Source organism: Azonexus sp. MM2026_4 (assembly GCF_055901855.1).
The window spans coordinates 2160716-2172843 of sequence record NZ_CM148380.1 but is presented as its reverse complement, the minus strand read 5'-3'; the positions used below and the strand labels follow the sequence as shown (position 1 = coordinate 2172843).

13 protein-coding genes and 1 pseudogene are annotated in these 12128 nt (G+C 58.6%); 11 read left to right on the top strand and 3 right to left on the bottom strand.

Annotated elements, in window-relative coordinates; genetic code table 11:
- Window positions 1-24 precede the first annotated feature (24 nt).
- A complete protein-coding gene (gene ffh / locus AC0KWY_RS10215; protein ID WP_474029540.1) occupies window positions 25-1395 on the top strand; it encodes a signal recognition particle protein in 1371 nt (456 codons plus the stop codon).
- Here the strand turns inward: ffh and AC0KWY_RS10210 are convergent, their stop codons facing one another.
- Window positions 1396-2010: a lytic transglycosylase domain-containing protein gene (locus AC0KWY_RS10210; RefSeq protein WP_474029539.1), complete on the bottom strand. Its 615-nt coding sequence runs from the start codon at window positions 2008-2010 to the stop codon at window positions 1396-1398.
- Window positions 1998-3729: pseudogene (locus AC0KWY_RS10205) on the bottom strand (proline--tRNA ligase). The gene AC0KWY_RS10210 and the pseudogene AC0KWY_RS10205 overlap by 13 nt, the downstream one beginning before the upstream one ends.
- A gap of 124 nt (window positions 3730-3853) precedes the next feature.
- Here AC0KWY_RS10205 and AC0KWY_RS10200 point away from each other — a divergent pair.
- Genes AC0KWY_RS10200 through coq7 form a run of 3 tightly spaced genes read left to right on the top strand, consistent with a single transcriptional unit; the run spans window position 3854 to window position 5554 of the window.
- Window positions 3854-4393: an RNA pyrophosphohydrolase gene (locus AC0KWY_RS10200; protein WP_474029538.1), complete on the top strand. Its 540-nt coding sequence runs from the start codon at window positions 3854-3856 to the stop codon at window positions 4391-4393.
- A complete protein-coding gene (locus AC0KWY_RS10195) occupies window positions 4390-4923 on the top strand; it encodes a CNP1-like family protein (RefSeq protein ID WP_474029537.1) in 534 nt (177 codons plus the stop codon). The genes AC0KWY_RS10200 and AC0KWY_RS10195 overlap by 4 nt, the downstream gene beginning before the upstream one ends.
- Window positions 4924-4927: 4 nt before the next feature.
- Window positions 4928-5554 carry a 2-polyprenyl-3-methyl-6-methoxy-1,4-benzoquinone monooxygenase gene (coq7, locus tag AC0KWY_RS10190; protein ID WP_474029536.1) on the top strand — a complete coding sequence of 209 codons (627 nt, stop codon included), beginning with the start codon at window positions 4928-4930 and terminating at the stop codon, window positions 5552-5554.
- Window positions 5555-5564: 10 nt separating this feature from the next.
- Here coq7 and AC0KWY_RS10185 read toward each other — a convergent pair whose 3' ends face one another.
- Window positions 5565-6008, bottom strand: coding sequence for an OsmC family protein (locus AC0KWY_RS10185; protein ID WP_474029535.1), 444 nt, complete (start codon window positions 6006-6008; stop codon window positions 5565-5567).
- A 577-nt stretch (window positions 6009-6585) separates the two neighbouring features.
- Between AC0KWY_RS10185 and rplM the strand changes: the two genes are divergently transcribed.
- From rplM to ccoO, 7 genes are all read left to right on the top strand, one after another.
- The gene (gene rplM / locus AC0KWY_RS10180; protein WP_474029534.1) at window positions 6586-7014 is read left to right on the top strand and encodes a 50S ribosomal protein L13; all 429 of its coding nucleotides are present in this window, start codon (window positions 6586-6588) and stop codon (window positions 7012-7014) included.
- 9 nt (window positions 7015-7023) lie between these two features.
- A complete protein-coding gene (gene rpsI / locus AC0KWY_RS10175) occupies window positions 7024-7416 on the top strand; it encodes a 30S ribosomal protein S9 (RefSeq protein ID WP_474029533.1) in 393 nt (130 codons plus the stop codon).
- A 302-nt stretch (window positions 7417-7718) separates the two neighbouring features.
- Window positions 7719-8426 (top strand): DUF6776 family protein, encoded by a 708-nt coding sequence (locus tag AC0KWY_RS10170; protein WP_474029532.1) that lies wholly within the window; start codon window positions 7719-7721, stop codon window positions 8424-8426.
- 43 nt (window positions 8427-8469) lie between these two features.
- Window positions 8470-8871, top strand: coding sequence for a bactofilin family protein (locus AC0KWY_RS10165; RefSeq protein WP_474029531.1), 402 nt, complete (start codon window positions 8470-8472; stop codon window positions 8869-8871).
- A 35-nt stretch (window positions 8872-8906) separates the two neighbouring features.
- Window positions 8907-9257 (top strand): iron-sulfur cluster insertion protein ErpA, encoded by a 351-nt coding sequence (gene erpA, locus AC0KWY_RS10160; protein WP_474029530.1) that lies wholly within the window; start codon window positions 8907-8909, stop codon window positions 9255-9257.
- 786 nt (window positions 9258-10043) lie between these two features.
- Window positions 10044-11471 (top strand): cytochrome-c oxidase, cbb3-type subunit I, encoded by a 1428-nt coding sequence (gene ccoN / locus AC0KWY_RS10155; protein WP_474029529.1) that lies wholly within the window; start codon window positions 10044-10046, stop codon window positions 11469-11471.
- A gap of 16 nt (window positions 11472-11487) precedes the next feature.
- Window positions 11488-12123 carry a cytochrome-c oxidase, cbb3-type subunit II gene (gene ccoO, locus AC0KWY_RS10150; protein WP_474029528.1) on the top strand — a complete coding sequence of 212 codons (636 nt, stop codon included), beginning with the start codon at window positions 11488-11490 and terminating at the stop codon, window positions 12121-12123.
- Window positions 12124-12128: the final 5 nt, after the last annotated feature.

The following is a 12128-nucleotide window of genomic DNA, read 5'->3' as shown; positions in this document are numbered from 1 at the left end:
AATTCTACTAGAAGCCCATCTGACATGCTCGATAACCTGACTACCCGCCTTGCTCGCGTCATGAAGACCTTGAAGGGCGAGGCGCGCCTGACCGAATCCAACATCGCCGATGCCCTGCGTGAGGTGCGCATGGCGCTGCTCGAGGCCGATGTCGCCTTGCCGGTGGTCAAGGATTTCATCGCCGCGGTCAAGGAGAAGGCGGTCGGCCAGGAGGTCATTGGTTCGCTCAACCCCGGCCAGGCGCTGATCGGGGTCGTCCATGGCGAACTGACCAAGATCATGGGTGATGCTCATGAAGGCATCAGTTTCAACACCCAGCCGCCGGCCATCGTTCTGATGGCGGGTCTGCAGGGGGCCGGCAAGACGACGACGGTGGGCAAGCTGGCCAAGTTTCTCAAGGAAAACCACAAGAAGAAGGTGCTGGTGGTTTCCTGCGACGTTTACCGGCCGGCGGCGATCGAGCAGTTGAAGTCGGTGGCTGCGCAGGCCGGGGTCGATTTCTTCCCGTCTGCCGTCGGTGAAAAGCCGGAGGCGATCGCCGCCGCGGCGATCGATTGGGCGAAGCGTCACTACCACGACGCGCTGCTGGTCGATACCGCTGGCCGCCTCGCCATCGACGAAGAGATGATGGCGGAAATCAAGCGCCTGCATGCCGCGATCAAGCCGATCGAGACGCTGTTCGTGGTCGATGCCATGCTCGGCCAGGATGCGGTCAATACGGCACGGGCCTTCAACGAGGCGCTGCCCCTGACCGGTGTCGTGCTGACCAAGCTCGACGGCGACGCGCGCGGCGGCGCCGCGTTGTCGGTACGCCACATCACCGGCAAGCCGATCAAGTTTGCCGGCGTCGGCGAGAAGCTCACCGGCCTCGAAGCCTTCCATCCCGAGCGGATGGCGTCGCGTATTCTGGGCATGGGCGACGTGCTGTCGCTGATCGAAGAAGCCAAGAAAGGCATCGACGAAGAGAAGGCGGTGGCTTTCGCCAAGAAGCTCAAGGCCGGCAAGGGCTTTGATCTCAACGACTTCAAGGAACAGATCGGCCAGATGCGGGCGATGGGCGGCCTGACCTCGCTGATGGACAAGTTGCCGGCCCAGTTCGCGCAGGCCGCCGGTCAGTTGCCGGCGGGTACGGAAAACAAGATGATCGGCCGGGTCGAGGGCATCATCAATTCGATGACGCCGCAGGAGCGTGCCAAACCGGAACTGATCAAGGCCAGCCGCAAGCGCCGGATTGCTGCCGGGGCTGGGGTGCAGGTCCAGGAAGTCAATCGTCTGCTCAATCAGTTCGAGCAGACGCAGAAGATGATGAAGCAGTTTTCCAAGGGCGGCATCGGCAAGCTGATGCGCGGCATGAAGGGCATGATGCCCGGCGGCATGGGCGGTTTCGGCCGCTGATCAGCGGTCGTTGGCGGCCAGCCCGGGCGGGCTGGCGTAGCCCCAGTTGTTCTGCCAGGCGCCGCGCACCAGGTTCGGGTATTCCGGCTTGCCCAGGCTGCCGTTGTAGCGTCCCAGGGCGCGGTAGAGGTCGCCCTTTTCGATGTCCAGATAATGGCGCAGGATGGTGCAGCCGTAGCGCAGGTTGGTCCGCATGTCGAAGAGGTTGTCCTCCGGGCGGCCGATCACCTTGATCCAGAACGGCATCACCTGCATGTAGCCGCGCGCGCCGACGGTTGAAACGGCGTACTTGCGGAAGGCCGATTCCACCTGGACCAGGCCGAGCACCAGTTGTGGATCGAGGCCGGCGCGCGTCGCTTCATAGTGGATGCTGCGCAGCAGGTCGATCCGGTAATTGCGGTCGGGGATGCGGCGGGCCAGTCGGCCCGACATCTCGGTCAGCCAGTTGGCGGCTTCCTGCGACGACTTGAACGAGCTGACCTGCGGCCGGCTGTCCGAAACCGCCTCCTGTAGCGCCGCCCGCACGCTGGCGGCGAGCGGTTCGTACTTTTGCCCGCCCGCCTGGGCAACCGCCGAGGCGCAGCACAGCCAGACAATGCCGATCAGGCGCCGCACAGCTTCTCCTGCAGCAGGCCGACGATCTCGCCCTGGGCGACCATCGTCGCTTCCGCCTCGGTACGGCCTTTGTACTCGAACTGGCCATCCTTCAGGCCGCGCTCGCCGATCACCACGCGGTGTGGAATGCCGATCAGCTCCATGTCGGCGAACATGACGCCGGGGCGTTCGTTGCGGTCGTCCAGCACGACGTCGATGCCGAGTTTCTTCAGGTCGGCGTAGAGCTGGTCGGCGGCGGCCTTGACCGCTTCGCTCTTGTGGTAGCCCATCGGCACGATGCAGACGGCGAAGGGGGCGATGGTCGGCGGCAGGATGATGCCCTTGTCGTCGTTGCCCTGCTCGATGGCAGCACCGACGATGCGCGAAACGCCGATGCCGTAGCAGCCCATCTCCATGATCTGGCTCTTGCCGTTCTCGTCGAGGAAGGCGCAGTTCAGGGCCTTGGCGTACTTGCTACGTAACTGGAAGATGTGGCCGACTTCAATGCCGCGGCAGATGCCGAGCACGCCCTTGCCGTCCGGCGAGGGGTCGCCGGCGACGACGTTGCGGATGTCGAAGACTGCCGGTTCGGGCAGGTCGCGGCCGAAATTGACGCCACTGAGGTGGAAGCCGGCCTCGTTGGCGCCGCACACGAAGTCGCTCATTGCGGCGACCGTACGGTCGGCAAAGACCGCCACCTTGCCGGCGTTCGACACCGACCGGGCCGATATAGCCCGGAACGCAGCCGAGATACTCCTGGACTTCGCCGTCGGAGGCGAAGCGGAAAGCGCCGAGCGCCGGGATCTTGGCTGCCTTGATCTCGTTCAGTTCGTGGTCGGCGCGCAGCAGCAGCAGGGCAAACTGTTTGTCGCCGTCCTCGCGTTCGGCGACGACGGCGATCGACTTGACGATCTGCGTCGGCTCGATTGCCAGGAAGGTGGCGACATCGGCGCAGGCCGTCTTGCCCGGCGTCGCGATCCTTTCCATCGTCTTGCCGGCAGCGGCACGCGGGGTTGCCGGGGCGACGGCTTCGGCCAGTTCGACGTTGGCGGCGTAGTCGGAGTCCGGGCAGAAGGCGATGTCGTCCTCGCCGGAATCGGCCAGGACGTGGAATTCATGCGAGCCGTCGCCACCGATGGCGCCGGTGTCGGCCGCCACGGCGCGGAACTTCAAGCCGAGCCGGTTGAAGATGCGGCTGTAGGTGGCGTACATGTTGCCGTACTCGCGGACCAGGTCGTCGAACGAGGTATGGAAGGAGTAGCCGTCCTTCATCAGGAACTCGCGGCCGCGCATGACGCCGAAGCGCGGGCGGATCTCGTCGCGGAACTTGGTCTGGATCTGGTAGAGGTGGATCGGCAACTGGCGGTAGCTCTTGACGTCGCGGCGGACGACGTCGGTGATGACTTCCTCGTGCGTCGGGCCGATCACGAAATCGCGCTGGTGACGGTCCTTGAAACGCAGCAGTTCCGGGCCGTAGGCCGGGCCGCGGCCCGACTCTTCCCAGAGCTCGAAGGGCTGCACGGCCGGCATCAGCAGTTCCAGCGCACCGGCCGCGTTCATTTCCTCGCGGACGATGTTCTCGACCTTACGCAGCACGCGCAAGCCGAGCGGCATCCAGGTATAGATGCCGGCCGCCGAACGCTTGATGTAGCCGGCGCGCAGCATCAGTTTCTGGCTGACGACTTCGGCGTCGGCCGGGGCTTCCTTGAGGGTGGTGAAGAAGAACTGCGAGGTACGCATGGAATGCTCTTGAATTCGTGGAAAAAAGCGGATTTTACACGGAGCGTGTTCTTTGCCGCTTTTTTGCGTATCGACGCCCTTTGTGAAAGAATCCAGGTAACCCAATATTTTTAGCAGGTTTTCTATGCTCGACCGCGAAGGCTTTCGCCCGAACGTCGGCATCATTCTTTGCAACGCCAAAAACGAGGTCTTCTGGGGCAAGCGCATACGTGAACATTCCTGGCAGTTTCCACAAGGTGGCATCAAGCGGGGCGAAACCCCGGAAGAAGCGATGTACCGGGAACTGCATGAAGAGGTCGGGCTGCGTCCCGAACACGTGCGCATACTCGGGCGGACCAAGGGCTGGCTGCGTTACGAAGTGCCGAATCAATGGATCAAGCGCGAATGGCGCGGGTCTTACAAAGGCCAGAAGCAGATCTGGTTTCTTCTCCGTCTGGTCGGGCGCGACAGCGACGTCAGCTTGCGGGCAACCGCAAAGCCGGAGTTCGACGCCTGGCGCTGGAACGACTACTGGGTGCCGCTGGAGGCGGTGATCGAATTCAAGCGCGGCGTCTATCAGCAGGCCTTGAATGAACTGGTGCGTTTTCTGGAGCAGGATCGTCGGCCGTCCCGAAACTCGCGAGCGGGTGACGAGCGGTTGCCGGGCGAGGAGGATCTCGGGTGAGCTTCCGATCGCTTCGACGACAGCTATTTGTCCTGCTGGTTGCGCTGGGGTGGCTTACCAGTAGTTACGGCGCCGGTCTTTTTGGGGAAGACGAAGGCGATTCCAAATGGCAGGAGCAGGAAGTGAGTTTTCCGGTGCTTCCCGCCGACGATGCGTGGTTTGCCTTCGATGCTCGCGCGCTTTCCGCGCATCGTTTTTTCGTTGATCTTGCATCGCTGAGCGTTGGAGGCGATGGTGTTGTCCGCTATGTGTTGCGTCTGGAGAGTGAGGCCGGCTCCCGCAATGTCCGGTTCGAAGGGATTCGTTGTTCGACCCGGGAGTGGCGGCTCTATGCCACCGCGAGACGTGATGGCACTTGGGTCAAGTCGTGGAACGAGCGTTGGGAGAAGCTGCGTGACGGCGCTTCGGAACGGCATCGCGTGACCTTGTTCGCAGATTATTTTTGCCCTGGAGGCGTGATTGCCCGGGATGTGCGCGAGGTGGAAGGTGCCTTCCGTAAAGGTGGGCATCCGGACAATCATCTGTGGTGAAGCAATGACTTTGGATCGTTGGATTCTCGAATTCGATCGTTGTCTGCGTACCCTTGCGGCTCCCGCGCGCTCGCGGCGGCCTGTTCCCGGTGATGCGCTGTCTGGTGAGCAGGTAACGGACGATCTCGAGCGTCGTCACGCCTTGGGCTTGATGCGGGTAAATCATAGTGGCGAGGTTTGCGCGCAGGCTCTCTATCAAGGGCAGGCATTGACCTGTCGCCGTGGCGAGGTGCGCGACGCGCTACAGCAGGCGGCAGCCGAGGAGGTGGAGCATCTGGCCTGGACCGAGCAACGGATTCGCGAGCTTGGGGGGCGGGTCAGTGTGCTCAATCCGCTTTGGTATATGGGGTCGCTGTCGCTAGGCGTACTGGCCGGGGTTGTTGGTGATAAATGGAATCTGGGATTCCTGGCGGAAACCGAGCGTCAGGTCGAGATGCATCTCGAGGGACACCTGCAGCGTTTGCCTGCTGAAGACCACCGTTCCCGGGAAATCGTCGAACAGATGCGAGTCGACGAGCGGGCGCATGCCGAGATGGCGGTTCGGTACGGCGCGGCAGAGTTGCCTCAGCCGATTCGGCTGGGCATGAAAGCGATGGCCCGAGTGATGACCGGGCTTGCTTATCGCTTGTGACGGAGGAAAGTCACCGGGGAGCGGTTGCGGTTTCCTCGATGATTTCGTGGCTGGTGGTGATCACCGCCGATTGAGCCAGCATGATCGAGGCGGAACAGTATTTTTCCTTGGATAGCCCGATTGCGCGCTCAACCGCTTCGGGTTTCAGGTTCCTGCCCTTTACCCGGTAGTGGAAGTTGATGCGTGTGAATACCTTGGGATCGGTTTCGGCGCGCTCTGCGTTCAGCGTCACGTCGCAGGCGCTGATCTCCTGGCGGCCTTTTTTCAGGATCATCACGACATCGAAGGCGGTGCAGCCGCCTGCGCCGGCCAGCAGCATTTCCATTGGTCGCGGCGCTAGGTTGCGCCCCCCTGCTTCAGGCGCTCCGTCCATCATCACCGCGTGTCCGCTGCCTGTTTCAGCAAGGAATGACATCCCTGCATCACTTCCTGTCCATCTGACCGTGCAATCCATTCTGTTCTTCCTGTTTGAGAGGTGGGGATGATGCAGGATTTTACCCGGTAAGTGCGATTTGCCATGTTGCGATGCAACAAAACTGCTTTGGCTCGAATTGAATCCTGGTTGAGGTTCCCCGGTTATTCATTGGTATATGAATAGTCTTGTTGTTAAAAAAACTACAATTAAACATATGTGTAACTGACATAAATTTATATTATTTGTTGATAGATTCAAAGATGGTGCAGCGCACAAATATTTCTTGCGGGTGGGGGCTTGTTTGGGCAGAATGGGAACCGTTGGAACTGTGGTGCAGTACTGGTCCTCGGTTCAGATTTGTCTCCTCCACCCTCCTCCTTTGGTGTGGATTTAACGCGGCTCAGCGAGCCGCGTTTTTTTTGTCAGTCTTTCTTGATGGTGTCGAGCCTGGGGGCGTAGGTCTGTCTGCTATCTGGTGCTTTGCGTGTCAGTAGTGGCGGAGTTTTCGCAAAAAAACGAGCTTGGTAAGGTCAAGACTGATTGACAGAGCTGTTGCGGATGGTTATAGTCTGCAGCTTTCTCAATTCTGCGCCCCATTTTTCAGGACGGCACACACATGAAAACGTTTTCCGCCAAGCCACATGAGGTGAAGCGCGAGTGGTTTGTGGTAGACGCCACAGACAAGGTGCTCGGCCGCCTCGCCACCGAAATTGCCCGTCGTCTGCGTGGCAAGCACAAGGCCATCTATACTCCGCACGTCGATACCGGTGACTTCATTGTTGTTACCAATGTCGAGAAGATTGCCGTTACTGGCAACAAAGCGGAAGACAAGAAGTATTTCCGTCATTCGGGTTATCCGGGTGGGATTTACGAGACCAATTTCAAGAAGATGCAGCAACGTTTCCCAGGGCGTGCTCTGGAAAAGGCCGTCAAAGGCATGCTGCCGAAGGGGCCGTTGGGTTACGCCATGCTGAAGAAGCTGAAGTGCTATGCCGGCGACCAACATCCTCATACCGCTCAGCAGCCCAAGGCGCTGGAAATCTAAGGGGGCATCATGGCAGAAGCTTATTTTTACGGTACTGGCCGGCGCAAGAGCGCGGTGGCTCGTGTTTTCATGAAGCGCGGTTCCGGCGTGATTGTGGTCAATGGCAAGCCGGTTGACCAGTTTTTCTCCCGGGAAACGGGGCGCATGATTGTTCGTCAGCCGCTTGCGTTGGTCGAGCAACTGGCGGGCTTTGACATCAAGGTGAATGTCACTGGTGGTGGTGAGTCGGGGCAGGCGGGTGCGGTTCGCCACGGTATCACGCGGGCTCTCATCGAATTTGATGCTGCTTTGAAGCCGGCGCTTTCGAAGGCGGGATTCGTTACCCGTGATGCTCGCGAGGTTGAGCGGAAGAAGGTTGGTTTCCACAAGGCCCGTCGGCGCAAGCAGTTCTCCAAGCGCTAAGTTTTCCGAAAAGCCGCCTCCGGGCGGCTTTTTTCTTGTGGTGCGCCCGCGGTAAGTGCACTCTTGTGGGAGTAATTTCTATCGTAAGTTGATCGCGACCTGCAAGCCGGGTGTGCTTGCATGAGAGCCGCGGTGCGTGGGCGGGAGCGGTGCGGAGGGTTCTGTCGAGCTGGATGATGGGGTGAGGATGGTCTGCTGTGACTGTCTCGCAATTCGATACGAACCCCGCTTTGTCGCCGGCTGCTGGGCGGAGTGGGATAATTTGCCTTATAGTCAAGGGTGTTGATTTCTGTGAGCGATTGATGCCAACCCCTGCTGTCAGTTTGCGCATAAAGCGCTTTCGAAGTCGTTTTGGTATTGCTGCCCCGCGCGTTGTGGTGCGTAGCGCTCTGCCCGCCTACTGGTTGGTTGTTGGGGCGGCTGGTTTTCTGTTTGTTTTGTTTGTCCTGCTCTGGTTGTTTCGCATTGGCGGGCTTGGCGAAAGCGAAAAGCTTGAGGATTTGCGTGAGCGTCTGAGTGCTCAACAGGCGGAGCTTGTTGCGCTTCGGTCGCTGGCTGGGACCGGGCAGAGTGCCGTCAGCATGGAACGTGCTGCACAACAGCAGCTTGTTGCCAGGATTGCCGAACTAGAGGCAGAAAATGCCGCGCTCAAGGAGGATATGCTGATATTTGAGCGTCTTATTCCTGTGGTGGGCCAGGATTCTGTGGCTCGCATCGAGAGTTTGCGCGTCGCGCCTGTCGCGGGGACGCAATATCGATATCGCTTGCTTTTTGCATATCAGTCTGCTCAGCGTGAGGCGGTCTTCCTGGGGCGGTATGAAGTTGCCGTGAGTTACAGGGGGGCGTCAGGGGGGCTGGGGCGCCTTCCCTTGGCTGGCGGGGTGGAGATTCGCCACTTTCTCCGGCGTGAAGGAGTCTTCGACTTGCCTGAGGGGGCTGCTCTGCTCTCGGTCGAGGCCCGCTTGCTGCAAAATGGTAAAGTTGTGGCGGAACAGACAATAGGCTTTTGATTGGCGGATTGTTTCGCGGTTGAAAATTTGCCGGAGGAATGGAATGTTTGGGAAGAAGGCACCAGGTGGATCTCAGGCAAGAATTGATAGTTTGATTGGGGCTGGAACCTGCATAGAGGGTAAGGTCCGGTTTGGTGGTGGGTTGCGTATCGATGGTGAGGTGCGTGGTAGTGTCGAGTCGATTTCCGGTGGGGGGGCGACTACTCTGGTTTTGAGTGATCAGGCTCGCATAGAAGGAGCTGTCGCCGTTGGGCACCTGGTGCTGAATGGGACTATTGTCGGACCTGTTTCTGTAAGCGAAACACTTGAAATGCAACCCAAGGCAAGAATCGTGGGAGATGTTTCCTATGCTGCGATTGAAATGCATCATGGGGCTGTCATCGAGGGCCGGCTCGTGCACGCTGTGGCAAAGGATGGGGAACCAATTTCCCCTGATCTGGCCTAATTGTTACTAATTTTCAAAATTTTCAGGAGTTTTCAATGAGTGATCTTGCCGAAACCCTTGCGCCGATTATCTTCACCGACAGTGCTGCCCGCAAGGTCAGGGAGCTGATTGAAGAGGAGGGTAACGCCGAACTCAAACTGCGAGTCTTTGTCACCGGTGGCGGTTGTTCGGGGTTCCAGTATGGCTTCACGTTTGACGAGGTAGCTGCTGAAGACGATACCACCATGGAAAAAAATGGTGTGCAACTGCTCATTGATCCAATGAGTTATCAGTATCTGGTCGGTGCGGAGATCGATTACACCGAAGGTCTTGAAGGGTCTCAGTTTGTCATTCGAAACCCGAACGCGACATCGACCTGCGGCTGCGGTTCCTCTTTCTCGGCTTAGTTCGTGGCAAAGCCTCAATCCGAGATGGGCCGAAGAAAATAAGCCCCCTAAGGGCTTTTTTGGTTTTGCTCTGTCGTAGGATGGGGCTTGGTTTGCTTCTAGAATTTCGGTTCGGAATAGTCGATCAGGGGTTGGTTGAAAGTCGAGCGACCTGGAGGGGGCGAGCGGTTGCGGGTGGGTTAGGGTGATGGCTGCTTGCTTAAGCAGTCGTCGGCCTGCCTGCTTGCACTCTGTTTCGCGATGGGGCGCTGCCGGCCGACAACAATCCGCTTGAGAATGCCTCCTGCCGGTTGCGCTCAGGCGCTCGTAACTCGGTTTTGACCTGTTCGGAACGGGCGGCGGGCAAGTGAGTGCCATCCAAAGCTTGCTGGCAATCGCCAGACTGAACAGCTTGGAGCCTGCAGCCTGGCTCAAGGATATCCTGGCTCGATCCGCTGATTCAGTCCGGTAGTTCCTTTGGCAGGCTGCTGCCGCATCGCTGGCTGCACGGGTTTGCTGCCCGATCGGAAATCAGGCCGGGTACGCCTCGAGGTTCGTCTCGGGGTGTCTGTACGCGAGCGCCTGGCCGTTCCTTGTTCCTTCTGTAAATTGCCTTGTCAGGCAGCGAAGGTCGTCCTCCCTTTCTCCTTTGTGCTGGGAGGGTCTTGCCCGCTTCTGCCGTAGATGATCGCTCGATTGATCTATGTCAAAACACCTCATCGCAACTAGAATACCATCCGCTTTCAAGTGCCCCCTTGGGTTCAGGGAAGGTGGGCATTCTGTTTTCCATTAACGAGAGGTGGGTTCATGTCTGGAACACAAACCACATACAATGATAAGGTCGTACGGCAATTTGCCTTCATGACCGTCATCTGGGGCATCGTCGGCATGCTGGTCGGTGTCATTATTGCTGCACAACTTGTCTGGCCGGAATTGAATATCGGCCCGTGGCTGCACTTCGGGCGCTTGCGTCCGTTGCATACCAACGCGGTAATTTTTGCGTTTGGTGGTTCGGCGCTCTTTGCAACGTCCTACTGGTGCGTTCAGCGTACCAGCCATGCCCGCCTCTGGGGCGGCCCCTTGGTCCCCTTCACCTTCTGGGGTTGGCAACTGATCATCGTTCTGGCGGCTCTTTCTTTTCCGTTGGGTATTACTACCGGTAAGGAATACGCTGAGCTCGAGTGGCCGGTCAACATCCTGATCACGTTGGTCTGGGTTGCTTACGCGCTGGTTTTCTTCGGTACGATCGCCGTACGCAAGGCTTCGCACATTTACGTGGCCAACTGGTTCTACGGCGCGTTCATTATCGCCATTGCGCTGCTGCATATCTTTAACAGCATGGAAATGCCGGTCACGCTGACCAAGTCCTACTCCATGTATGCTGGCGTTCAAGATGCTATGGTTCAGTGGTGGTACGGCCACAACGCAGTTGGCTTCTTCCTGACTGCAGGCTTCCTTGGCATGATGTACTACTTCGTTCCGAAGCAGGCCGGTCGTCCGGTGTATTCCTACCGTCTGTCGGTGGTCCACTTCTGGGCGCTTATCTTTACCTACATGTGGGCCGGTCCGCACCACCTGCACTATACCGCGTTGCCTGACTGGACTCAGTCTGTCGGCATGCTGTTCTCGCTGATCCTGCTGGCTCCGTCCTGGGGTGGGATGATCAACGGCATCATGACCCTGTCGGGTGCCTGGCACAAACTGCGTGATGACCCGATCCTGAAGTTTCTGATCACCTCGCTCTCCTTCTACGGTATGTCTACCTTCGAAGGCCCGATGATGTCGATCAAGACGGTCAACGCGCTGTCGCATTACACCGACTGGACCGTCGGCCACGTACACTCGGGGGCGTTGGGTTGGGTGGCCATGGTTTCTATCGGCGCCATTTACTACCTGTTGCCTCGTCTGTTCGGCAAGAAGGAAATGTATAGCACCGCGCTGATTACTGCTCACTTCTGGATTGCTACCATCGGTACCGTTCTCTACATTGCTTCGATGTGGATCGCCGGTGTGATGCAAGGTTTGATGTGGCGCGCAGTCAACGCAGACGGTACGCTGGCTTACAGCTTCGTCGAGTCGGTCAAGGGGTCTTACCCGTTCTGGGCGATCCGTTGGTTGGGTGGCGTTCTGTTCCTGTTGGGCATGCTGATCATGGCTTACAACATGTTCAAGACCATGGCCGGTGGCAAGGTTCAGGATGTGCCGGTGATCGCTCCGGCTGGTCATCACGCCTGATTTGGGAGAGATAACAATGTTGAAACACGAACAAATTGAAAAGAGCGTTGGCCTGCTGATCGTTTTGACCCTCTTGGTGGTCAGCGTGGGCGGTCTGCTGGAAATCGTTCCGCTCTTTTTCCAGAAGTCGACGACGACGCCGGTGGAAGGTACCAAGCCTTATGACCCTGTTCGTCTCGCTGGTCGCGATGTCTATATCCGCGAAGGTTGCTATCTTTGCCATTCGCAGATGATTCGTCCGTTCCGCGCAGAGACGGAACGTTACGGCCACTACTCGGTGGCGGGTGAGTATGTTTATGACCACCCGTTCCAGTGGGGCTCCAAGCGTACCGGTCCGGATTTGCATCGGGTTGGCGGTCGTTATTCGGATGAATGGCAACGCGCTCACCTGATGAATCCGCGCGACGTCGTGCCGGAATCCAACATGCCTGCCTTCGCTTTCCTGGCCAATACTAAGGCTAAGAGCACGGTTGGTGCTGATATCGAGAAGAAGATGCAAGTCATGCAGACGTTCGCCAACATGCGTAATCTGCCGACTTATTCCGAGGCCGATATCAAGGGTGCCAAGGCTGCGATTGGTGACATGACCGAGATGGATGTTCTGATTGCTTACCTGCAGGGTATGGGTACGGCACTGAGCACGATGAAGTAATGGCC